Annotated in this window: 18 protein-coding genes; 11 read left to right on the top strand and 7 right to left on the bottom strand. The window is 75.9% G+C overall.

The genetic code is table 11. The features are described from left to right. Positions 1 to 46: 46 nt before the first annotated feature. Complete coding sequence (locus tag AB0E83_RS30675) at positions 47 to 1642, bottom strand: amidase (RefSeq protein WP_362119098.1); 1596 nt, start codon at positions 1640 to 1642, stop codon at positions 47 to 49. A 290-nt stretch (positions 1643 to 1932) separates the two neighbouring features. Between AB0E83_RS30675 and AB0E83_RS30670 the strand changes: the two genes are divergently transcribed. The 4 genes from AB0E83_RS30670 to AB0E83_RS30655 all read left to right on the top strand — a co-directional run bounded on the left by AB0E83_RS30670 (position 1933) and on the right by AB0E83_RS30655 (position 7776). After that, positions 1933 to 3690 (top strand): CoA transferase, encoded by a 1758-nt coding sequence (locus AB0E83_RS30670; RefSeq protein ID WP_362119095.1) that lies wholly within the window; start codon positions 1933 to 1935, stop codon positions 3688 to 3690. Between the two features lie 241 nt (positions 3691 to 3931). Next, entirely contained in the window at positions 3932 to 5650 is a 1719-nt protein-coding gene (locus tag AB0E83_RS30665) for a class I adenylate-forming enzyme family protein (protein WP_362119092.1), read from the top strand. A 211-nt stretch (positions 5651 to 5861) separates the two neighbouring features. After that, a complete protein-coding gene (locus AB0E83_RS30660; RefSeq protein WP_362119090.1) occupies positions 5862 to 7118 on the top strand; it encodes a nucleotide sugar dehydrogenase in 1257 nt (418 codons plus the stop codon). Positions 7119 to 7236: 118 nt separating this feature from the next. Continuing rightward, positions 7237 to 7776, top strand: a complete 540-nt coding sequence (locus AB0E83_RS30655) for an EF-hand domain-containing protein (protein ID WP_362119087.1) — start codon at positions 7237 to 7239, stop codon at positions 7774 to 7776. A 72-nt stretch (positions 7777 to 7848) separates the two neighbouring features. Here AB0E83_RS30655 and AB0E83_RS30650 read toward each other — a convergent pair whose 3' ends face one another. From AB0E83_RS30650 to AB0E83_RS30630, 5 genes are read right to left on the bottom strand one after another with little or no spacing between them, the layout of a single operon-like run. Beyond that, positions 7849 to 8301, bottom strand: coding sequence for a hypothetical protein (locus AB0E83_RS30650; protein WP_362119084.1), 453 nt, complete (start codon positions 8299 to 8301; stop codon positions 7849 to 7851). Beyond that, positions 8298 to 9317, bottom strand: coding sequence for a Gfo/Idh/MocA family oxidoreductase (locus AB0E83_RS30645; protein ID WP_362119081.1), 1020 nt, complete (start codon positions 9315 to 9317; stop codon positions 8298 to 8300). Before AB0E83_RS30645 ends, AB0E83_RS30650 begins: the two co-directional genes overlap by 4 nt. Next, entirely contained in the window at positions 9314 to 10465 is a 1152-nt protein-coding gene (locus tag AB0E83_RS30640) for an Ldh family oxidoreductase (RefSeq protein WP_362119078.1), read from the bottom strand. Before AB0E83_RS30640 ends, AB0E83_RS30645 begins: the two co-directional genes overlap by 4 nt. Continuing rightward, positions 10462 to 12717 (bottom strand): M20/M25/M40 family metallo-hydrolase, encoded by a 2256-nt coding sequence (locus AB0E83_RS30635; RefSeq protein WP_362119075.1) that lies wholly within the window; start codon positions 12715 to 12717, stop codon positions 10462 to 10464. Before AB0E83_RS30635 ends, AB0E83_RS30640 begins: the two co-directional genes overlap by 4 nt. Further along, positions 12701 to 13726, bottom strand: a complete 1026-nt coding sequence (locus AB0E83_RS30630; RefSeq protein ID WP_362119072.1) for a Gfo/Idh/MocA family oxidoreductase — start codon at positions 13724 to 13726, stop codon at positions 12701 to 12703. The genes AB0E83_RS30635 and AB0E83_RS30630 overlap by 17 nt, the downstream gene beginning before the upstream one ends. 347 nt (positions 13727 to 14073) lie before the next feature. On the opposite strand from AB0E83_RS30630, the gene AB0E83_RS30625 reads away from it, so the two are divergent. The 7 genes from AB0E83_RS30625 (at position 14074) to AB0E83_RS30595 (ending at position 21600) form a co-directional block, all read left to right on the top strand. Next, a complete protein-coding gene (locus AB0E83_RS30625; RefSeq protein ID WP_362119069.1) occupies positions 14074 to 15156 on the top strand; it encodes a DegT/DnrJ/EryC1/StrS family aminotransferase in 1083 nt (360 codons plus the stop codon). After that, the gene (locus tag AB0E83_RS30620) at positions 15153 to 16325 is read left to right on the top strand and encodes a DegT/DnrJ/EryC1/StrS family aminotransferase (RefSeq protein ID WP_362119066.1); all 1173 of its coding nucleotides are present in this window, start codon (positions 15153 to 15155) and stop codon (positions 16323 to 16325) included. Before AB0E83_RS30625 ends, AB0E83_RS30620 begins: the two co-directional genes overlap by 4 nt. A 58-nt stretch (positions 16326 to 16383) precedes the next feature. Beyond that, positions 16384 to 17736 (top strand): FAD-dependent oxidoreductase, encoded by a 1353-nt coding sequence (locus tag AB0E83_RS30615; RefSeq protein ID WP_362119063.1) that lies wholly within the window; start codon positions 16384 to 16386, stop codon positions 17734 to 17736. Next, positions 17733 to 19346: a class I adenylate-forming enzyme family protein gene (locus AB0E83_RS30610; RefSeq protein ID WP_362119060.1), complete on the top strand. Its 1614-nt coding sequence runs from the start codon at positions 17733 to 17735 to the stop codon at positions 19344 to 19346. The genes AB0E83_RS30615 and AB0E83_RS30610 overlap by 4 nt, the downstream gene beginning before the upstream one ends. After that, positions 19322 to 20185, top strand: a complete 864-nt coding sequence (locus AB0E83_RS30605; protein ID WP_362119057.1) for a methyltransferase — start codon at positions 19322 to 19324, stop codon at positions 20183 to 20185. Before AB0E83_RS30610 ends, AB0E83_RS30605 begins: the two co-directional genes overlap by 25 nt. Then, entirely contained in the window at positions 20182 to 21168 is a 987-nt protein-coding gene (locus tag AB0E83_RS30600) for a UbiA family prenyltransferase (RefSeq protein WP_362119054.1), read from the top strand. The genes AB0E83_RS30605 and AB0E83_RS30600 overlap by 4 nt, the downstream gene beginning before the upstream one ends. Positions 21169 to 21300: 132 nt before the next feature. Next, positions 21301 to 21600, top strand: coding sequence for a hypothetical protein (locus AB0E83_RS30595; RefSeq protein ID WP_362119051.1), 300 nt, complete (start codon positions 21301 to 21303; stop codon positions 21598 to 21600). A gap of 72 nt (positions 21601 to 21672) precedes the next feature. Here the strand turns inward: AB0E83_RS30595 and AB0E83_RS30590 are convergent, their stop codons facing one another. After that, the gene (locus tag AB0E83_RS30590) at positions 21673 to 22203 is read right to left on the bottom strand and encodes a discoidin domain-containing protein (RefSeq protein WP_362119048.1); all 531 of its coding nucleotides are present in this window, start codon (positions 22201 to 22203) and stop codon (positions 21673 to 21675) included. Between the last annotated feature and the right edge of the window lie 104 nt (positions 22204 to 22307).

Here is a 22307-nt window from a genome sequence, read left to right as displayed (position 1 = left end):
CCGCGGGACCGGCCCCGGCCACCGGCCCCGCGGACGCGCCGTTCCGTCAGCCGGTGGTGGCGGGCGTCACCGTGGGCAGGTAGCGCGGCGCGCGCCAGGCGTCCAGACGGCGCTCCACCGCCGCGCCCAGCGACAGCAGCGCGGCGTCCTGCCGCTCGCCCGCCATCAGGAGCAGTCCGACCGGCAGCTCGCCGACGAACCCGGCGGGGACGGACAGCGAGGGGTAGCCGGCGACGGCGGCCGGGGTGGAGGACGGGATCACGTCGTTGTCGCCCCGCGCGCAGTCGGTCGTCCAGGCGGGCGGATTGGTGGGAGCCGCGATGGCGTCCAGGCCGTGGGCGGCCATGGTCTCGTCGATGGACCGCCGGGACAGGTCCTTCAGCTCGGCCCGCGCGGCCCGGTAGCCCGGGTCCGTGGTCGGCGGCGCGACCAGGGCCTGCTCGAACAGCTCCTGGCCGGCGAAACAGCTCTGCTCGGCGGGGTGCGTACGGTTGAACTCGATCAGCCCGGCGAGGTCACGGGGCCCGTTGCGGGTGGCGAGGTACGCGTCGATGTCCCGGTGGAACTCGCTCAGCAGGGCCGGGAACTCGAGCTCGGCGAGCCTCGCCTGGTACGGCGGCGTCACCTCCACGACCTGGGCCCCGGCGGCCCGCAGCCGCGCCGCGGTCCGGGTCATCAGGGCGTCCACGCCGGCACCGAGCGAGGGGAGCCGCCACAGGCCGATCCGCTTGCCGCGCAGCCCGCCGGGGAGCGCCCCCGCCTCCGGACGGCCGAGGGCGCCCGCGGCGTCGCGCCCGCCGAGCACCGACAGGGTGATCGCCGCGTCGACGACGTTGCGCGCCATCGGTCCGGCCGTGTCCTGCTCGGCCGAGATCGGGACGACACCGGCCTGACTGACCACCCCCAGGCTCGGCTTGAGGCCGACGACCCCGTTCATCCCGGCCGGGCACACGATGGAGCCGTCCGTCTCGGTGCCGATCGCCACCTGCGCCAGCGACGCGGCGACCGCGGCGGCCGAACCGGAGGACGACCCGCACGGATTGCGGTCCAGGACGTACGGGTTGCGCGTCTGCCCGCCCACCGCCGACCACCCCGAGGTCGGCTTCGCCCCGCGGAAGTTCGCCCACTCGGACATGTTGGCCTTGCCGAGGATCACCGCCCCCGCCGCACGCAGCTTCCCGACCAGCTCCGCGTCCCGCTCCGGCGGGCTCCCGGCCAGCGCCAGCGACCCGGCCGTCGTCGGCATGTCTCGGGTGTCCACGTTGTCCTTCAGCAGGACGGGGATGCCGTCGAGCGGCCCGCGGGCCTTGCCGAGGCGGTGCCGGGCGTCACTGGCGGCCGCCTGGCCCAGGGCCGTCGGACTGGTGCGCAGCACCGCGCCGATCCTCGGGTCGACGGTCTCGATCCGCCGCAGGTACGCCCGGGTCAGCTCCGACGAGGTCAGCGTCCCCCGCGCCATCCGCGCCTGCAGTTCGGGGATCGTCACCGTGTCCAGGTCCACACCGCGCAGGACCGCCGACCCGGCGGCGTGCGGAGCGCCACCGGGCGCGGCGGCCACCGCCCGCTGCCCCGGCACCCCCGCCGTCAGAAGGGGTGCCGCGACCAGGACCGCGGTCAGCACCGCGAAGCTTCTCTTCTTCATGGGGCACAGCCCACTGCAGAAGTGCCGCCGGAGGCAAGGTAGTTACCCGCCTCGTCGTGCCGCGCCGCCGGGAGCGGTCCCGGCCCGGTGCCCCGCTTCCGCACCCGTCCGGCGCACCCACCGCGCGGCGGCGGTTTTCCCGTACAGCCTTGCGAGTCCTGGTCATTGGGGATGAAGCGGCGCCGGAGCCGTGCCCCCGGCCGCCCTCCCGCCGTTCTCCCCGGCGGAAAAGATCATTCCGAGCCGAGGGAGAACGCGATGCGGCGAGGCCGGGAAAGCGGGCGGAGCGCGTGAGCCTGTCGGAGGAGACCGGGGTCCGGACGGCGTCCGCGTCCGCCCGCACCGCCCGGACCGTGGCCGGAGAACTGCTCGGACGCACCCTCGGCGACCTGCCCGACGCCACCGGCGACCGGCCCCGGTGGACCATCGGCGGCGCCGGCCCGGTCGGCATCGACACGGGCGACGAGCGCGCCGCCCAGGCCGCGTGCGGCGTCATGCAGGTGCACGGCCGGGCCACCGGCGCCCCCGCCCCCCTCGCCGTGGACTACGTGTCCACCGTGACCGGCGTGCTCGCCGCCCAGGGCGTCACGGCCGCCCTCCTCGCGCGCGCCCACGGCCGCCCCCCGCTGCGGACCGCCACCTCCCTCGCCCAGGGGGCGCTCCTGACGGTCACCCAGTACCTCGCCGCCGCCACCGCCACCGACGACGACGCCCCACCGCCCGGGAGCGGCACGGGACTGGCCACCCTCGTCACCGCCGACGCCGCGCGCGTCGAGATCGAGACGCTCGACCCCATGGCCTGGGCCGGGTTCTGGCGCCGATTAGGCGTGGAGCCCCGGACGGCGGGCCGCGGCTGGCTGCCGTTCCAGAGCCGCTTCGGGACGGCGGTCTGCCCGCTCCCCCCGGAACTCCGCGCCGCCCTCCTGACCCACCCCCTGGAGGCCGTACGCCGGGCGGGTGCCGAGCACGGCGTCTCGGTCGTCGAGGTCACGGAGGCGACGACGGCCCCCGCCCTCGCCCCCTGGACCGTCGAACCGGGCTCCCTCGCCCCCCTCCCGCACCCGGCCCCGGCCGCCCCCCACGGGGACGCGCCACCGCTGTCCGGCGTACGGATCGTCGAATCGGCCCGCCGCGTCCAGGGCCCCATGGCCGGACACGTCCTGCGGATGCTCGGAGCCGAGGTCGTCCGCGTCGAACCCCCCGGCGGCGACCCGCAGCGCCAGCTGCCCCCGGTCGCCGGAGGCTGCTCGGTCCGGTTCTCGGCGCTCAACCACGGCAAGTCCGTCGTCGAGGCCGACCTCACCACCCGCCGGGGCCGGGACGCCGTCGGCGAACTGGTCTCCCGCGCCGACGTCTTCCTGCACAACTGGGCACCCGGCAAGGCCCGGGACCTCCGCCTGGACGCCGACGCGCTGCACGCCCTCAACCCCCGCCTGGTGTACGCCTCCGCCTCCGGGTTCGGCACCGCCCTCGGCCCCCTCCCGCCGATCGGCACCGACTACCTGGCCCAGGTCCACGGCGGCCTCGCCGCCGCGCTGCGGCCCGAGGGAGAGGCCCCGGCCCCCTCCCTGATGACCGTCACCGACGTCCTGGGCGGCCTGGTCCTCGCCCAGGCCGTGCTCGCCGGACTCCTCGCCCGCGAGCGGACCCGCCGGGGCTGCCGCGTCCGGTCGTCGCTGCTCTCCGCGGCGGCGCTGGTCCCCCGCCCGGACCGGCGGACCGCCCTGTCCCCGCTGGACCACCCGCTGCCCACCGCCGACGGCCTGCTGTACCTGGGGGCCGAGGCGCGGACCCGGCCCGGGGACGTCGCCCGGACCGTCGGGGCCGCCGGCGCCGGTTCGGTGGGGGAGCGGCTGCGCGGCCGGCCGACGGAGGCGTGGCTGGCCGACCTGCGGGCGGCCGGACTGCCGTCCGTGGCCGTCCGCACCGACCTGGCCGCCCTCGCCGCGGACCCGGCCTTCGCCCGGGCCGTCCTGCCGCCGGACGAGCACCTCCCGTACGCCCGGCCCGCCACGCCCTGGACGTTCACGGAGGACGCCTCCCGATGAGCCCGCCGGGCGTCCGGCGGCAGGGGAGACCCCGGCCGGCGAGCGCCCGCCGGGCCGGACCCGGCGCGCGAACGCCTCCACGAGCGCACCGGCGCACGCCCGTGGCCGCCGGAGCGCCACCGCGCGCCGGGCCACCGGGTCTCGTGAACCGCCGCCGGCGAACCGATGAGAACCACAGTCGGCACCCGGGCGAGCGGGCACCGCGAGCGGCCCGCCCTCCCATCGAGAAGAACAGGAACCGATGACCGCGACGCACACCGTGCGGGAGGCGCCCTGGCGCTCCCGGAACGGCCTGGACCTGCCCGACCGGGTCCCGCGCGCCGAGCGCGAGGAGTGGACGGCCCGGGGACTCTGCCCCGACGCCGACCTCTTCACCCTCTTCCGGAACCACGCCCTCGCCTCCCCGGCGCGCGACGCCGTGGTGGACGAGCGGGGCACCCTCTCCTACGGGGAGCTGTACGCGGAGGTGCTGCGCGTCGCCGCCCTCTTCGCGGAGGCGGGGCTCGGCGCCCGGGACGTGATCGCGCTCCGGCTGCCCAACGGGCGCCTCGCCGCGGCGGCGGAACTGGCCGTCTACGCCCTCGGCGCGGTCGCGCTGCCCTACCCGCTCGGCGGAGGCGTCCGCGACACCCGTACGCTCCTGGCCCGGTCCAGGGCCGGCGGGGCCGTCCTCAGCGAACCCGAGGACCTCGAAGCGGCGTCCGAACTGCCGTGGCTGCGCGCCGTGTTCACGACCTCCTCCGGTCCGGCCCGGGGGGCTCGGCGGCTGGACCGCGCCGCACCCGGCGGGGCGTTCCGGCCGGAGGGTCCGCCGGCCGAGCCCGGCGCCCCCGCCCGGCTCCTCGTCTCCTCCGGCTCCGAGGCCGAGCCGAAGATGGTGGCCTACAGCCACCAGGCCATGGCGGGGGGCCGCGCCGCCTACGTGCGGGCCCTCACCGGCCGCCCGGCCGAACCGCCCCGGTTCCTCGTCCTCGTGCCGCTGGCCTCCTCGTACGGCTCGCTGGGCGTCCCGGTCGCGCTCGCCGCGCTCGGCGGGACCCTGATCGTGCGCGAGCGGTTCGACGCCGCCGACGCCCTCCGGGCGGTCACCGCCCACCGGCCCACCCATCTGTTCGGGGTGCCGACCATGCTGCGCCGGATGGCGGACCTGCCGCGCCTGCCGGGGGAGGACACCTCCTCCCTGCGGGCCGTCGTCTCCAGCGGCGCCGCGCTGCCCGCCTCCACCGCGACCGCCTGCCGGGAACGCCTCGGCGTGCCGGTCGTCACCGTGTACGGCTCGTCGGACGGCGTCAACTGCCACACCGTCGCCCCCGCCGGCGACGTCGCGGGAACCCCCGACCCCGCCGTGGCCGCCATCCGGATCGTCCGGCCGGACGGTTCCCCGGCGGCCCCCGGGGAGCCCGGGGAGATCCAGGCCAAGGGCCCCATGACCCCGCTGTGCTACGTGGACGCCCCCGATCTGGACGCCCGTTACCGCACCGCCACCGGCTGGGTCCGCACCGGCGACCTCGGGTCGCTCGACGGGGCGGGACGGCTGCGGGTCCTCGGCCGGCTCAAGAACGTGGTGATCAGGGGCGGTTACACGATCAGCCCGGCCGAGGTGGAACGGGAGCTGGGCACCGATCCCCGGATCGCCGAGGCGGTGTGCGTCCCGGTGCCGGACGAGGAGTTCGGCGAGCGGCTGTGCGCGTGCGTACGGCCGGCGCCGGGAGCGCCCGTGCCCGACCTCGCCGCCGTGACCGCCCACCTCGCGGCCCGGGGCCTGGAGCGGCGGAAGTTCCCCGAGTACCTGGTGGTGCTGGACCGGCTGCCGCTGCGGCCCACCGGAAAGGTCTGCCGGCGCACCGTCACCGGCTGGGCCCTGGCCGCCCTGGGCCCCGGAGCACGGCCCGGCGCGACGGCCCGCGTTAACCGAGTGGCAGAAGGTTTCACTCATACAGGGGAAAAGGTGAATAAATAGCTCTCCGCAGCGAAATTGCGTGCAATCCTAGAACTGTAAGCGGAATTTCTGATTCAACTTCCTTGCGCGGCATGGGTCTTCGACGGCCCGGCCGGTTGCGGAGCATCCGACCACGGCTCCCACGTGGCGCCCGGTGGCTTCAGGGCCGGCGGGCGGATCGCGAGGAAACCCACCGGAAAACCCACCGAGGAAATGAAGGCATGGGGGACGCATGTTGACAGAAGTCGCCGTGGTCGGCCTCGGCTACGTCGGCCTCCCGCTGGCCCGCAGGGCCTGCGAGGCGGGGCTGGCGACCGTCGGCTACGACATCGGCGCGGACGTCGTCGAGGGGCTGCGCGGGGGACGCAGCCACATCGAGGACATCCATCCCGAGGAGATCGAGGCGATGCTCGCCGCGGGCTTCCGCGCCAGCACCGACCCCGGCATCCTCACGGGCGCCCACACCGTCGTGGTCTGCGTGCCCACCGGACTCACCCCGGCCGGCGAACCGGACCTCGGACCGCTGGTCTCGGCGGTCCGCACCGTCGCCCGCCACCTCGAACCGGGCACGCTGGTCTGCGTCGAGTCCACCAGCCACCCCGGCACCACGGAGGAGATCGTCCGGCCCCTCCTCGAAGCGCACGGCATGCGCGTCGGCGAGGACTTCCACCTGGCGTACTCCCCGGAGCGCATCGACCCCGGCAACCGCCACTACACCCTGCGCACCACCCCGAAGGTCGTCAGCGGCTGCACCGAACTCTGCGCCAAACACGCGACCGCCTTCTACGAGCGGCTCGTCGACGAGGTCGTCGTCGCCGCCGGGACCCGCGAGGCGGAGATGGCCAAGCTCCTCGAGAACGCCTACCGGTACCTCAACATCGCCCTGGTCGACGAGGCCGCCCTCTACTGCGACCGGGTCGGCATCGACATCTGGGACGTGCTGCGCTGCGCGGACACCAAGCCCTTCGGCTTCTCCGCCTTCCGGCCCGGCCCCGGCGTGGGCGGCCACTGCATCCCCGTCGACCCCCGCTACCTGATGACCCGCGCCGCCGAACAGGGCTTCACCTTCCGGACCCTGGGCGCCGCCCGCGCCGTCCTCGACGCGATGCCGGACCACGTCGCCGGCCGGGCCCGCGACCTGCTCGTCGCGGCCGGCAAGGACCCCGCGCGGGCCCGGGTGACCCTGCTCGGCGTCGCCTACAAGGCCGACATCTCCGACACCAGGGAGTCACCCGCTTATGCCGTGGCCCGCGCGCTGAGCGCCCTCGGCACCCGGCTCGCCTACCACGACCCGTACGTCGGACGCTTCGAGGTCGACGGCGTCCCGGTGCCCCGGCAGACCTCCCGGGAGGAGGCCCTGACGGGCAGCGACCTGGTGGTGCTGCTCCAGGAGCACGCCGAGTACCGGTCGGCCGACTGGGACCTCGCCGCCTGCCCGGTCCTGGACACCCGGGGCGCGGCGGAAGGCAGACGCGTGGTGCGGCTCTGACGCCGCGCCACGCCCCACAGACCTCCGGCCCGGGCCACGGAAGCGTGGCCCGCGCCGCGGGAAAGACCGTCCGGACACCCGTCCGGGCGCACAGGAAAAACAACAAGGAGAACACCTCATGACCATGGCAGTCAGCGGCGTCGCCCAGGAGCGTCTCGAGAAGCGTTTCGAGAAGTGGGACGCGAACGGCGACGGTGTGCTGCAGCCCTCGGACTTCACCGCCGAGGCCGCCAAGATCGCCCAGGCCTTCGGTGAGACCCCGGACTCGGCCAAGGGCGCCCAGCTGCGCGACGGCTTCACCGCCATGTTCGCGCAGCTCGCCTCCAAGGCGGGCGTCGGGGCGCAGGGCCCGATCGACCGTCCGCAGTTCCTCCAGGCCGCCGGTGAGATCGTCGAGGGTGGCGCCGCCACCTTCAACCCGGTCTTCGCCCCGGTCGCCAAGGGCATCGTCGCCCTCGCCGACAAGGACAACGACGGCGTCATCGACGAGGCCGAGTTCGCCACCTGGCTCAAGGCGATCGGCGTCAGCGAGAAGGAGGGCCGCGCGGCCTTCCAGCAGATCGACACCGACGGCAGCGGCACGCTGTCCGAGGACGAGCTGCTCGCCGCCGTGCGCAAGTTCCACACCGGTGACCTCGACGTCGAGCTCCTCGGCTAGTCCGTCACCCCGGTAGAAAGCGGCCGGCCGGCTCCCCTCGGGAAGCCGGCCGGCCGTCGTCGTGCGCGCGCCTCAGCCGGCCGGGACGAAGACCACCGGGGTCTCCGGCGCCAGCGCGAGGGACCGGCCGGTCAGCAGCCGGGACGCGTGGATCACGATGTTGTAGTGGTTGGGCAGGTGGCAGCCGTCGAAGCCGAGCACGGTGCCCACCGGCTCACCGCCGATCAGCACCGCGTCCCCCCGGTCCAGGACGCCGCCGTTCTCCAGCTCCACGAAGCCGAGGAAACCGACCCGGTCCACCCGGGAGCCCGGCACGTCGCTCCACCGGTCGGTCGTCAGCAGCTCGTGCACCTCGCCCCGGCGGACGCAGCGGGCCGCGAACGGCTCCAGGACCATGCCCCGGTCGGTGCGCTCGTGCAGCAGCACCTTCACCAGGGTCCCGCGCACCGCGCGCTTGGCGCCGTTCTCGTGCCGGCCGGCGTCCAGGGAGGGGAGGGAGGAGGGAACGGCGGGAGAGGCGGTCATCGTGACTCCGGTCGGGCCAGGGGACGCGGATCGCGCGGGACGCGGGGCGCCGGGAAACCGGGCGCGGCCTCCGCCGCGTACACGGCGGCGACCAGCTCCAGCGCGGCCAGGCCGCCCTCGACGGCCCGGGCGGGATCGGGCAGGTCGCGCAGCCGGGCGACGTCCCGCAGGACCCCCTCGTACTCGTGCCACAGCGACTCCTTGAAGGCGGGACGGCCGTCCAGCATGTCCGCGGACAGCTCGGTGCCGTCGTCCAGCCGCACCACGACGTCCTTGACCTCGCCCGGGTACGACCAGTCCAGCTCCACCCGGCCCCGGCCGCCCGGACCGGCCAGCTCGATCACGGCCTGCCGGTCGGTGCCGGCCGGGTCCCGCGTCACGTCCACGGCGACGACCTCCGACGGGCTCTCGCCCAGCAGCAGCCGGACCAGGTCGAAGGCGTTGGGCCCGTTGTCCGCGACGCAGCCGCCGCCGCAGCGGGCCGGGTCCAGGTACCAGGTGTCCGCGCCGATGTGCTCCTCGATCCGCTCCAGGTACCGGACCCGCACCGACTCCACCCGGACCGGCGAGCCCGGCGGGGGCAGCCGGCGCAGCAGCCCGAGGACCCGGTCGTTGTAGCGGCGGTGGAAGGCCGTGAACACCGGGACGCCGAGCTCCCGCGACAGCGCGGCGAGCCGCCGCCCGTCCGCCGGGTCCAGGGCGAGCGGCTTCTCGACGCAGACCGGGACGCCGGCCCGCAGCGCGTCCGCGCACACCTCGGCGTGCGCGTGGTTGGGCACGGCCACGACGAGGGCGTCCAGCGGCCCGGCGGCGAGCATCTCCCGGTGGTCGGTGTGGCAGGCGACCCGGCCCCGGTGGGGGGCGAGGGCCTCCTCGCGCAGGTCGCAGACCGCGGCCACCTCCCACTCGGGCAGCCGCTCGGCGGCGGCCAGGTAGAAGCGGGAGATCACACCGAGCCCGGCGATCCCCAGCCGGAGCGGGGACGGCGACGGGCCGGTCACGGAGGGCGGTGTCATCGGTCCTCCTCCGGAACGGCCGGGAGCCGGAGGCCGAGGGCGGTCAGCTCGGCGTGGAGCGGGAGGGAGAGCGGCACGCCCGACGCGCGCCGCTCCTCGGCGCGTTCGGCCTCCGGGTGACCGGGGTAGCTGACCGGCCCCCGGCCCGGCAGCGGAGGACAGGCCGCCACCGTGCCGAACATCTTCCGGGCGTCCTCGGCGAAACCGTCCCGGAGCGCGCCCGGGGCGATCGCCAGGACGAGGAAGCCGATGTCGTCGTCGCGCCCGCCCGGCCTGCCGTCCCCCTCCAGCGCTTCCGGGGAGGGACCGGTGGCCGCGCCGGGCAGCACGGCGGCCAGCAGCTCCACCGCGAGCCCCAGCCCGAACCCCTTGAAGGCGCCGGTCTCCGGGGTGCCGCCGAGCCAGCCCAGCCAGGCCTCGCCCCGGTCGTAGGCGGCCGCGTCCCGCACCGGGCGCCCGGCGTCGTCGGTGAGCCAGCCCTCGGGCGCCTCCCGCCCGTCACGGGCCGCCGTGCGGACCCGGCCGGTGGGGACGACGGTGGTGCTCATGTCCAGGACGAAGGGGCGCCCCTCCAGGGCCGGGGCCGCCACGCTCAGCGGATTGGTCCCCAGCAGGGCGGCGGCGCCGAGCGGCGGGCGGGCGATGCGCTGGCCGCCGCAGTTGGAGGCCACCACGCCGATCATGCCCTGGTCGGCGGCGCGCCGCGCGTGGACGCCCGCGCAGCCGAAGTGGGTGGCGCCGCGCACCGACACGAGGCCGATGCCGCAGCGCGCCGCGCGCTCCACCGCCAGGTCCATCGCCTCCGAAGCGGCCCACAGCCCGAGCGCCCGCCGGTGGTCCAGGACCACGCAGGCGCCCAGGTCGCGCAGGACGAGCGGTTCGGCGACCGGGTCGGCGCCGCCGGACTCCAGCAGCGGCCGGTAGAGCCGGTCCAGGTTGAACACGCCGTGCGAGTCCATGCCGGTCAGGTCGCCGTAGCAGAGCGCCTCGGCGGCGAGCCGGGCCCGGGCCGCGGGGACCCCGAGCCGGACGAAACAGGCGGTGGTCTCGTCGAGCAGCACCTCGTACGGGACCGTCACCCTCCTCCGGTCGCCGGGCGCCGGGAGGGCGCTCCGGGGTGCGGCGCCGTCGGGCAGCGTGGACGTCATGCGGTTCCTGCTTTCTCGGTGGGTGTCGGCACGGGGCGGTGCTCCGCGCCGTGTCCGACGTCATCGGCGAAGGCGGTCAGCAGCGCGGCGGTCCGGGCCGCGAACGCCTCCAGGTCGGCCAGGTCGACGAACTCGCCCGCCGCGTGCGCCCGGTTGGCGTCCAGCGAGCCCGGTCCGAAGACGGTGGTGAAGGTGTCCGCCGTGCCGTCCAGCCAGATCGCGTCACAAGTGAAGGCCGGCTCGTCGTCCGGCCACCGGTCGATCCCCGCCCGGGCCAACAGCTCCTCGCCCCAGGCCGGTTGGGGACCGAGCGCGGGCAGCCCGCGCTTCTCCCACTCCAGCCGGGTGATCCGGGCCGCGTCGGACGCGGTCCGGGAGACGAGGGGGTTGCCGGAGAAACGGGCGGTGAACTCCCGCAGCCCCTCGTCGAGGGCGCGGGCGAGGGCGCGTTCGGCGGCGGCACCGGCCGCGGCGGTCGGATACGCCAGGTTGAGCAGCAGACGGCCGGTGCCGTGCACCTTGTTGTGCAGGGTGCCGGTGTGCAGTCCCGCCACGCAGACCGTGGGCGGGGGAGTGCCGGGGGCGGCCGGGCCGAGGGCGGCGGCGAGGTGCTGGGCGAGGAAGCCCAGCAGGACGGTGGCGTTGTGCCCGGCGCCCGGCCGGTCGTCGACGGCGTCCTCGCCGTCGACCGTGACGCGGGCGGTGGCGGCGGCGGTCGCGCGGGGCAGGTGGCGCAGCCCCGTCGGCTCGCAGAAGACGTTGAGCCGGCCCACGTGTCCCGCCGCCACGAGCGGCCGGGTGCCGAAGGTGCCCAGGGCGCCGCCCTCCTCGCCCGCCACCGCCTGGACGAGGACCGAGACGTCCCGGCCGATCGCCGGGTGGCTCCCGGCGGCGGCCGCGACGCCCGCGAGCAGCGCCACCGCCGGACCCTTCGCGTCCACGGCGCCCCGCCCGGTGAACCGGACCCCGTCGAAGGCGGGGGGTTCGCCGCCGGCGACGGTGTCCAGGTGCACGTTGAACATCACCGTGCGCTCCCGGGGCAGTTCAGGGCCCAGGCGCAGCAGCAGGCTCGGCTGGCGCTCCAGGAACGCCGGGTCGGCGGCGACCGCGCGCCGCACCGGCAGCGGGGTGTCGTCGCGCAGCACCTCCGCGGCGGCCGGGGCGCCGAGGCGCACCGTCGTGAACCCGAGCCGGGCCGCCGCCGTCGCGTAGGAGCGCAGGGCGGCCGTCAGCGCGTGGGGCGCGCCGGGTCCGGTCTCCAGGGGGCCCGCGGTGGGCGTGTGCAGCAGGTGCAGCAGCAGCCCCGTGTCCACGGCGGCCGGCCGCGGCGGGGGAACCCGGGAGGGGGTCTGCGCGGGGACGGCGGGGGAGGGAGCCGGGGCGGACAGGGGGACGGACAGGGGGACGGACAGGGCGGCCAGGCGGCGGGCCGCGCGGACGAACGGGCCGGCCGTGTCGGTGCCCTCGCCCCGCAGCCCCGCGTGCGGGACGACGGCGAGATGGGGTTCGAGGGAGTAGGCGCCCCGGTAGCCGTGCTCCTCCAGGAGCCGTACGCAGTCGGCGACCCGGGCGACGCCCTCGCCGGGCAGGGTGTAGACGGCCTCGCCGGGCCGGTCGCCGGGCAGCGCGTCCTTGACGTGGACGTGGGCCACGTACGGCAGCAGCCGTTCGAGGAGCGCGTGGCCGTCGTAGCCGTACGGCACCCCGTTCCCGATGTCGAACAGGACCCGCAGCGCCGGGCTGTCCACCTCGGCGAGCATCCGGAGCGTCCGGGCGGCGTCGGAGCCCGCCCAGCCGGCGCAGTTCTCGTGGAGCAGCTCGACGCCGAGCCGCTCGGCGCGGCGGGCGAGGCGGCGCATCCGGTCGAGGGCCAGGGCCGCCCACTCCTCCTCGGGCAGCCCGCCGTCGGTCCACGACATGACGCGCAGGCTGCGGCAGCCCAGGACCCTGCCGTGCTCGGCGAGCCGCTCCAGCTCCTCCAGGTCGGCGGAGAAGGGGCCGGTGACGGGGCGGGCCCAGTTGCCGATCCGCGAGTCGAGGCAGACCACGCCGAGGCCCGCCGCGTGCAGCCGGCCGGCGGCGTCCGCCACGGCCGACGCGGACAGGTCGGCCAGCGCAGTGCCGTCGAGGGTGCGCAACTCCAGCGCGGACCAGCCCAGTTCGCGGGCGACGGCGATCTGTCCGGCGAGGTCGGGGGCGGCCTCGTCGCCGATGCCGGTGATCCGGCCGGTCAGGTCAGCGGATCGTGACACGGGCCGCCTCCTCGTACCGCTCGGCGTCTCCGGCGCAGCGCCGCTTGGCCTCGTCGACGAGCCGGACCGCGTCGGCGTGCAGGGCGAGGTCGGCCGCCCAGGACGGGTCCTCGGCGGGGACGCCGGCGAAGCGGGCGTAGGTCCGCAGCAGGAACGCGGCGAGCGCGTCGTCGCGGAACACCTCGCGCCGCCCGCCGACGTCGAGCTGGACGTGGTCGTCGGCGTCGCTCGGGGCGAAGTGGCCGACGGCGGTGCCCCGTTCGAAGGCGAGGGCGATCCTGCGCTCGCGCACGGGGGCGGTGAGGTCGGAGACGATCCGGGTCCGCACGCCGTTCGCGTGCCGCAGTTCGAGCAGCGCGGAGCCCAGCCCGGGGCGCACCGTCTCCCCGACCCGCAGGTCGGTCAGCCGGGCGCCGGTCGTCTCGGCCGGGCCCACGAGCGACAGGACCAGGCCGAGCGAGTGCGGCAACTCCACGTCGAACGCGGTGGGATGGCCGTCGTCGGCGCGCAGCGAGCGGGTGAAGCGCGGCTTGTGCTGGGCGATGTCGACGCGCAGCAGCCGGCCGAACCGGCCCGAGGCGATCAGCTCGCGCAGCCGGTCGGCCAGGGCGGAGGCGGGCCAGTGCGCCACCACCGCGAGCCGCAGCCCGTGGCGGGCGCACAGCTCCGCCACGGCGGCCCGCTCCCCGGCGCCGACGGCCAGCGGCTTCTCCACGATCAGATCGCGGTAGCCCGCGGCGCACAGCTCGGCGAGGACGGCGAGCCGGGTGGCGGGCGGGGTGCAGACGTGGACGACGGCACGGTCGGGGGGCAGCAGGGCTCGCGCCCGCTCCAGCGACGGCGTCACGGTGACCCCGTCCGGCACCGGGGCGCGCTCCCCAGGCCGGGGGTCGACGGCGATCACCGGCCCCCGCCACGCGTCCGGCGACCGGTCACGGGCGGTGCGCAGGGCCCGCAGGTGCAACCCGGCACCGGAACGGCCCAGTCCGACGATCAGGGGCTGTCTCATACGGTTGTTCCATCCAGTGGTACGGGTGGTGCGGGTGGTGCGGCGAGAAATCTCGTCGCCGCACGCGGCACCGGTCAAGAAAATCGGTGACAGTGTCACCGAAAAGTATGAAGTTCCTTTGAGGATTCGAGACTTCATTCTTCCGGCTGTTACGTTCTCGGGGCAGGTTTTCCGAGGGTGGGACCCGACCCGCCCGCCACCCCGGCTCCCGGGTCGCTGACCTGGCCACCGTTGAAGCCGACGTCCCGTCGGCAGAGAAGAATTGTTTCCGCGTGATCTCATCCAGCATTCCCTTTTTCTCCCAGGCGAAGACATTCGAAAGGATCTGGCCGGACCTCCGGGCCGGAGTGGACGAGATTTTCGCCGACGGCAAGTTCTCGCATTCCCGCCAGGTCGGCCGTCTGGAAAAGGCCCTCGCGCGCTACACCGGGGCCCGCCGCGTGATCGGGGTGAACAGCGGGACCGACGCCCTGGTCCTGCTCCTGAAGGCGTGCGGGCTGCGCCCCGGCGACCGGGTCCTGGTCCCCGCGTACTCCTTCGTCGCCACCGCGAGCTCCGTCGTGCTCGCCGGCGGGCGGCCCGTCTTCACCGACATCGACCCCGACACGTACGCCATGCACCCCGACCGGATCGGGGACGCGGCGGCCGACGGCGCCCGGTTCGCGCTCCCCGTGCACCTCTTCTCCCGGATGGCCGACATGGCGGCGCTCTCCGCGTTCGCCGCCGACCGGGGACTGACCCTCCTGGAGGACAGCGCCGAGGGCATCGGGATGCGGCAGGACGGCGTCCACGCCGGACTGCACGGACGCGGCGGGGTGCTGTCCTTCTTCCCGAGCAAGACGCTCGGCGCGCTCGGCGACGCCGGCGCCGTCCTCACCGACGACGAGGACCTCGCCGACCACGTGGCCGCCCTGCGCCACCACGGCCGGACCGGGCGCACCCTCGCCCACTTCCCCGGCATCTCCCACGAGACCCGGTACGTCGGACACAACAGCAAGATGGACGACCTCCAGGCCGCCGTCCTGCTCGCCAAACTCACCGTCCTCGACGAGGACGTCCACCACCGCGCCGTCCTGGCCCGCCGCTACGACGAGGGCCTGCGCGACGTGCCCGGCGTCACCCGGCTGCCCGCGGTCACCGGCGCCCCCGACGAGGTCTTCTACGTCTACCTCATCGAGACCGACCGGCGCGACGAACTCGCCGCCCACCTCCAGGACCGGGGCATCGGCACCGAGACCTACTACCCCCGGCCCCTGCACCTCCAGCCCTGCTTCGCGGAACTCGGCCACCGGCCTGGCGACTTCCCCGTCGCCGAGGCCGCCTCCCGCCGCGCCCTCGCCCTGCCGATGTACGCCGATCTCACCGAGGCCGAGGTGGACCGCGTCTGCGCGGCCGTCCGCGCCTTCCACACCGGGAGGGTCCCCGCATGACCACCACCAGCGACCGGGCCGCGGAGACCGCCGCCGGCCCCGGCGACCGCGTCCCCTTCTTCCCGCCCGACCTCTTCCACGAGGACCGCGACACCCTCCTGCGGCTCCTCCACGAGATCGGCACCGGCGCCGACCAGAAGTTCATCCTCGGCGACCGCACCCGCCGGTTCGAGGACGCCCTGCGCGACCGGCTCGGCGCCACCGACGTGATCGCCTGCTCCAGCGGCACCTCCGCCCTCCACCTCGTCCTCACCGCCCTCGGCATCGGCCCCGGCGCCGAGGTCGTGGTCCCGGCCTTCGGCTGCGCCCCGCTCGCCGCCGCCGTCCTGCACGCCGGCGCCGTCCCCGTCTTCGGCGACATCGACCCGCGGACCCTCACCCTCGACCCCGCCGACGCCGAGACCCGCGTCACCCCGCGGACCAAGGCCCTGATGCCGGCCCACATGTTCTCCGTCATGGCGGACATGCCCCGCTTCACCGCGCTGGCCGCCGCCGGGGGACTGCGCCTGATCGAGGACTCCGCCGTCGCCCAGGGCGCCGTCCTCGACGGCGTCCCCGCCGGACTGTGGGGGGACGCCGGGCTGTACTCCTTCGTCCAGGTCAAGTCCTTCGGCATGCCCGGCGAGGGCGGCGCCGTCATCACCCGGGACGAGGAGACCGCCCGCCGGATCCGGATGCTCCGCAACCACGGCCAGGACGGCGTCCACCGCGGCCTGCACCACACCATCGGCGTCAACAGCCGCTTCGACGAGATCCAGGCCGCCTTCCAGCTCCACCGGCTCTCCGGCCTCACCGCCCGCCTGGAACGCCGCGCCCGGATCGCCGCCCACTACACCGAACACCTCACCGGCCTGCCCGGCGTCACCACCCCGCCGCCGGGCACCGACGGCCGCTGCTACTACGTCTACACCCTGCTCGCCGACGACCGGGACGCCCTGCGCGACCACCTGTCCGCCGAAGGCGTCGACACCCACGTCTACTACCCGAGGACCCTGCCCGACCAGGCCGCCTTCGCGCCCGTCGCCGCCGGGACCGGCCCCGGCTGGCCGCACGCCCGGGACGCCGCCCGCCGGCACCTGTCCCTCCCCGTCCACCACATGCTCACCGACGCCCAGGTCGAACACGTCACCGACGCGGTCCGCGCCCACGCCCTGCGCACCCGCCGGTGACCGCCCCGCCCGGACGGACCGTGCCACCCTCCCCAGCCCCCGCACGGAGTGCCCCCGCATGACCCCTGATCTCGACATCGCCGTCGTCGGCGCCGGACTCGCCGGACTCGCCGCCGCCCACGAACTGCGCCGCACCGGCCACGAGGTGTCCGTCTTCGAGGCCGCCGACGCCCCCGGCGGCCGGATGCGCAGCCTCCGCCGCGACGGCTACCTCATCGACACCGGGGCCGAACAGATCTCCGCCCAGGGATACCGCGCCACCTGGCAACTGGTGCGCCGGGCCGGCCTCACCCCCGACGACGTGCCCCGCATCGGCCGCCCCATGGCCGTCTGGCGGGGCGGACGGCCCCACAACGGCGTCGGCGAACCCCGCGCCGTCCTCACCGGCGCCGGACTCGTGCCCGCCGCCCGGCCCTCCCTGGCCCGGTTCCTCGGCTGGAGCGGACGCCACCGCGCCGAACTCGACCACGACCACCCCGAGTCCACCCCGCTCGGCGGCGACACCGTCGCCGCCGCCGCCCGCCGCTACCACCCCGACCTCCACGACCACCTCCTCCAGCCGCTGTCCGCCGCCTTCTTCGGCTGGGACGCCGACCGCAGCGCCGCCGCGCCCCTGGTCGGCCTGCTCCTCGCGGTCGGACCGGTCTCCGCCTGGCGCACCTACCGCGGCGGCATGGACCTCCTCGCCACCCGCCTCGCGGCGGCCCTCGACACCCGCTACGGCCACCGGGTCGAGGAGGTCACCGACCACGGCGGCCACGCCCGGCTCACCGTCGACGGCACCACCCTCACCGCCCGCGCGGTGGTCCTCGCCGTGCCCGCCCCGGTCGCGCTGCGGCTCACCGGCGGCGCCGACCCGGACGCCACCGGATACCCGGCCGCCTCCACCTACCGGCCCATGTTCAAGGTCAGCTGCGCCCTCGACCGGCCGCTCGCCCCGCACGGCGGCGCCTACGCGCTGCTCACCCCCGCCTGCGAGGAACCCCTCCTGTCCTGCGTGATCGCCGACCACCTCAAGTGCCCCGACCGCGCCCCCGCCGGCCGCGGCCTGGTCAGCCTGCTCGCCGCGCCGCGCCGCATCCCCGAACTCGCCGAGGCCGGCGAGGAGGAGGCCGGCCGCCGGCTCGCCGCCGCCGCCGAACGCTACGTACCCGGCCTCGGCGCCGCCCTCACCGCCACCCACGTCCACCACTGGCCCGAGGCCATGCCCGAACTCACCCCCCGCGCCCTCGCGTGCCGGGCCGCGTTCCTGCGGCGCCCCGCGCGCGCCGTCGAGTACGCCGGGGACTGGGTCGCCGCCCGCCCCTCCAGCGAGGGCGCCGCCCGCTCGGGCGCGCTCGCCGCCGCCCGCGTCCTCGCCCACCTCGCCCCCCTCCGGGGCCGCACCGTCCGGCAGGAGACCGCCGCATGACCTCCCACGACCTCGGCGTCCTCTTCGACGACCTCGCCGACGCCGGCACCCCCACCCGCTTCCACCTCGACCGCCCCTTCGACCTGGCCCCCGGCCGGATCGGCGCCGCCGCCACCGAGTGGACCGTCCCGGAACTCGCCCTGCTGGTCCGGGAGACCGCCGCGGCGCTCGCCGCCGCCGGGGCCGGCCCCGGCGAACGCGTCGCGATCGTCAAGGCGAACCACTGGGACTACGACCTGATCGCCTGCGCCGCCGTCCGCACCGGCGCCGTCCCCGTGAAGCTCTCCGGCCACCTGGAGCCCGGGGCCCTCCGCGTCCTCCTGGACCGCTGCGCGCCCCGCGTCCTGGTCACCGACCGCGAGGTGCTCGCCCGCGACCCGGCGACGGACCTCGCCGGGGCCGCCCGCACCACCGTCGTCCTCGGTCCCCCCGGCGACCTCCCGGCCGGCACCGTGCACCTCGACGACCTGAGCGGCCACCCCGACCCCGGCCCGCACCCCCGCGACGACGACGCCCCCCTGGTCGTCGTCCACACCAGCGGCACCACCGGCGTGCCGAAACTGGTCTCCCACACCACCCGCACCCTCATCCACCACCTCGCCCGCTTCGAGACCAAGCCCGTGCCCCGCATCGGCCTGCGCCGCGACGACACCCTCTTCAACTCCAGCTCCTACGCCCACGGCCGCACCATCTGCTGGACGGCCGTCGCCCCCGTCCGCGGACCCCGGCACATCACCCTCGACTCCGGCGCGCGGCCCGAGGCGGCCGACCTGCTGCTGCGCGCCCACCCGCCCACCGTCGTCGAGGCGCTGCCGTCCCGCTACGTACGGCTGCGCCCGCTGACCCGGCGCCTGGACAACCCCTTCCGGGACGTACGGACCTACATCAGCACCTACGACGCCGTGCACCCGCCGGTCATCCGCTCCTACCTCCACGCCAGCGCGCACCGCCGGCCGCTGTGGATGCAGGGCTGGGGACAGAGCGAGACCGGCCCGCTGACCTTCGCCTTCCACACCCGCCGCTCCGTCGCCCGGGCCGCCGACGGCACCGCCACCACCGTGCGCGACCTCGGCCGCCCCGTCCCCCTGAAGACCCGGCTGAAGGCCGTCGACCCCGTCACCTTCGCCCCGGTCCCCGCCGGCACCCCCGGCCTGATCCTGTGCCGCACCAAGGCGCTCGCCCCCGACTACCCGGGCGAGCGGGAGCGCTGGACGGCCAAGCGGCACGGCGACTGGTGGAACACCGGGGACATCGGGACGATCGCCCGCGACGGCAGCGTCCGCCTCCTCGACCGGGAGGTCGACCACCTCCCCGGCTTCAGCTGCCTGCGGACCGAGGACATGCTGGAGGACCGGCTGCCCGAGGCCCTGGAGTGCGTCGTCCTCGCCCGGACCGACGCCGCCCCGCTGCCCGTCGTGGTCACGGAGGACGGCACGCTGGACCCGGCGAGCTGGAAGCGGGCCACGGAGGACCTCCCGCCCCTCGCCGACCCCGTCGTCGTCGGCTGGGACGAGGTCCCGCGCACCGGCACCGGCAAGGTCCGCCGCACGCCCCTCCTCGAACGGCTGACCGGCAGCACGGAGACGTGCGGCACCGGTCGCTGGACATGACGGCGGGCCCGCCCCTCCCGCGGGGGTACGTCTTCGACAACGACAGCCCGCACAGCGCCCGCCACCACGCCTCCCTCGAAGCGGCGCTCGACCCGCTGACCCTCGGTCACCTCCGGGAGGCGGGCGTGACCCCCGGCATGGCCTGCCTGGAGATCGGGGCCGGCGCGGGCAGCGTCTCGCGCGCCCTGCTCCGGCTGGTCTCCCCCGGCGGCACCGTCACCGCCACCGACGTCAAACCGGGCCGGATCGCCCCCGAGCCCGGCCTGACCGTCCTCACCCACGACGTCGTCACCGACCCGCTGCCCGACGGCGCGTACGACGTCGTCGTCGCCCGCCTGGTCCTCCAGCACCTGCCCGAACGGCAGGCGGTCCTGGGCCGGCTGGTCCGCGCGCTCAAACCCGGCGGCCTCCTCCAGGTCGACGAGTTCGACGCCACGCACGAGCCGTGCCTCCTCGCGCCCTCCGCCGAGGACGCCCGGCTGTACGAGCGGTTCACCACCGCCAAGTCGGCGCTGATGCGCGCCGGCGGCGGTGACCCCGCCTGGGGCCGCCGGGCCCCGGCCGCGCTGCGCGAGGCGGGCCTGACCGGCCTCCGGATCCGGCCGCACGTCCTGCTGCGCGCCCCCGGCACGCCCGCGCTCGGCCTCCAGCTCCACCACCTCGCCCACCTCGCGCCCCGGCTCCTCGACCACGGCTTCACCCCCGCCGAACTGGACCGGCTCGGCGCGATGACGCGCGCCCCGGAGTTCGCCGCCGCGACCGGCGTCCTCTACTCCGTGCAGGGCCGCCGCCCCCTCCGTACCCCCCTCTCCACCACCCCGAGTCCCGAGGCGACATGACCGACTCCACCCTCACGACGACCACCACGCCCTCCGGGCCGTCCGCGCCGCCGCCCCCCGCCGACAGCCGGCTCCGCACCTACGCGCGGCTCGGCAAACTGGACGTCTACGACTACTACCTGGGCACCTTCATCGCCCTCTCCGCCGTCCTGCTGCCGCTCGGCACGCTCACCGGCCGCACGGCCGCGCTCTTCGGGGTCTTCCTCGTCGGGCAGGTCCTCCTGCTCATGGCGATGACCGCCTTCGACGACGTCACGGGCTTCCGCGACGGCAGCGACATCACCAACTACGGCCCCGACCACCCGCTGCGCAACGTGAAGCGCAAGCCGCTGGTGGCCGGCGCGCTGACGGTCCCCGAGGCCCTGCGGTTCGCCTGGGTCTGCGCCGTCCTGGCCGCCCTCCTCTTCGCGGTGACCGCCGCCCTCGCCCCGCACCGCCCGGCCTGGACCGGCATCGGGCTCGTCGTGCTGTGGGTGGTGACCCTCCAGTACTCCTACGGCGTCAAGCTCAGCTACCACGGCTTCCAGGAGGTCTACCTCGTCGCCCTGGGCTTCGCCCTCGTCATCCTCCCGTACGGCATGGTCACCGGGCAGGCCACCGGCTTCCTCCTGGTCCAGGCCGTCCTCTTCGGGTTCGGGCCGCTGATGTTCGGGGTCTACTCCAACACCAACGACGTGGACGGCGACCGGGCGGTGGGCCGTCCCACCGTCGCCGCCCTGGTCTCGGAGCGGGGCAACGCCCGCTTCATCGGCGCGCTCTCCCTCACCGAGTTCCTGACGATCGCCGTCGCGAGCGCGACGGGCGTCGCCCCCTGGTGGTTCGTCCTGGTGATGCTGCCCGCCTCGCTGCTGCGGCTGCGGCAGTACCTGCTGGGCTTCCGGGCCGGCGACATCATGCGGGCCCGCCGCACCGGCTTCGCCGTGCACCGGCTCGGCGTCGTCCTGATGATCGCGGCCAACCTGCTGGCGGCGGCCACGGCGTGAAGGCGGGCCGGAACGCGGACCGTTGCTCCTGGAGAGTGAAACCGCCCGGATCGATTGGATCTTGAAGTCCGCCGCGCGGTAGCTGTGGAACGAGCCCGCGGCGAAGCGGGATCGCCTGTTGTGAGGATGACCATGCGTACACGAGCAGTTCTGATCTCCCTGATCGCGGCGGGTTCGATGCTGGGCCTCGCGGCCCCCGCCCAGGCCGCCGCCGGCGACGTCGTCGTCTTCTCCACGGAGGTCCAGCCCCTGGACGTCTACCACGACCCGACCGGCTGCCAGGCGCTGCCCGCGCTCGCCCACGTGCTGACGAACCAGACCGACCGGCCGGTGAAGATCTACGGCAACCCGTTCTGCCTCGGCCCCTCGCTGACCGTCCAGCCCGGCTACGGCACCCACGTCCCCGGCGGCGCCGGATCGTTCTCCGCCTGACCTCGGACCCCGCACCGAGCGCCCCGGCCCGCGAAGGGCCGGGGCGCTCCGTCGTCCCGGGCGCCGGGGCCGTCAGCCGCGGTGGCCGAAGAACTCGACCTCGGCCACCGCCAGATGGCGGCCGCGCGCCGCCCCGTACGCGGTCTCGGGGGTGATCCGGATCCGGGTCACGCCCGAGCCGCGCAGGTCGAAGGTCTGCTGGCCCGGCTGGTCCTTGAGGGTGATCCGGCGGGTCGTGACGTCCCCGTCCGCCGAGACGGCCTCCACCAGGATCCGCGCCGGGCGAGCCTGCGTCAGGAACTCGTCCTTCTTCGCCGACGTGCCCGCGAACACCACCAGCTTCGTCACCCGCACCCCCGGGGCCCCGAAGTCCGCCTCCAGGACCGCGCCGGCCGCCCGCGCCGCCCAGTAGCGGTTGCTGAAGCCGTCGAAGGCGGCGCTCGCCGGATGGTCCTCCAGCGCGGCGGAGGCCCGCACCGCCGAGGGCGGCAGCGCCTCGGGCGGGCTCGTCTCCTCCCGGGCCAGCCCGAGCAGCCGCTCGGCGTACGGCAGGCCGAACCAGACGCCGCAGACGAGGAGGACGAGCACCAGCGGCAGCGCCATCCGGGGCCTCGTCCGTCGCCTCCCGCAGCCCCGCCCGCAGCTCGCCGGCGGTCCGCTGGAGCGCGCTCGGCGGCCCCACGATCCGCGGCGGCCCCGCCCCGGCC

Source organism: Streptomyces sp. NPDC035033, from assembly GCF_040636735.1.
Lineage (GTDB): Bacteria > Actinomycetota > Actinomycetes > Streptomycetales > Streptomycetaceae > Streptomyces.
The sequence above is the reverse complement of the archived record's forward strand: the minus strand, read 5'-3'. Positions and strand labels throughout refer to the sequence as shown.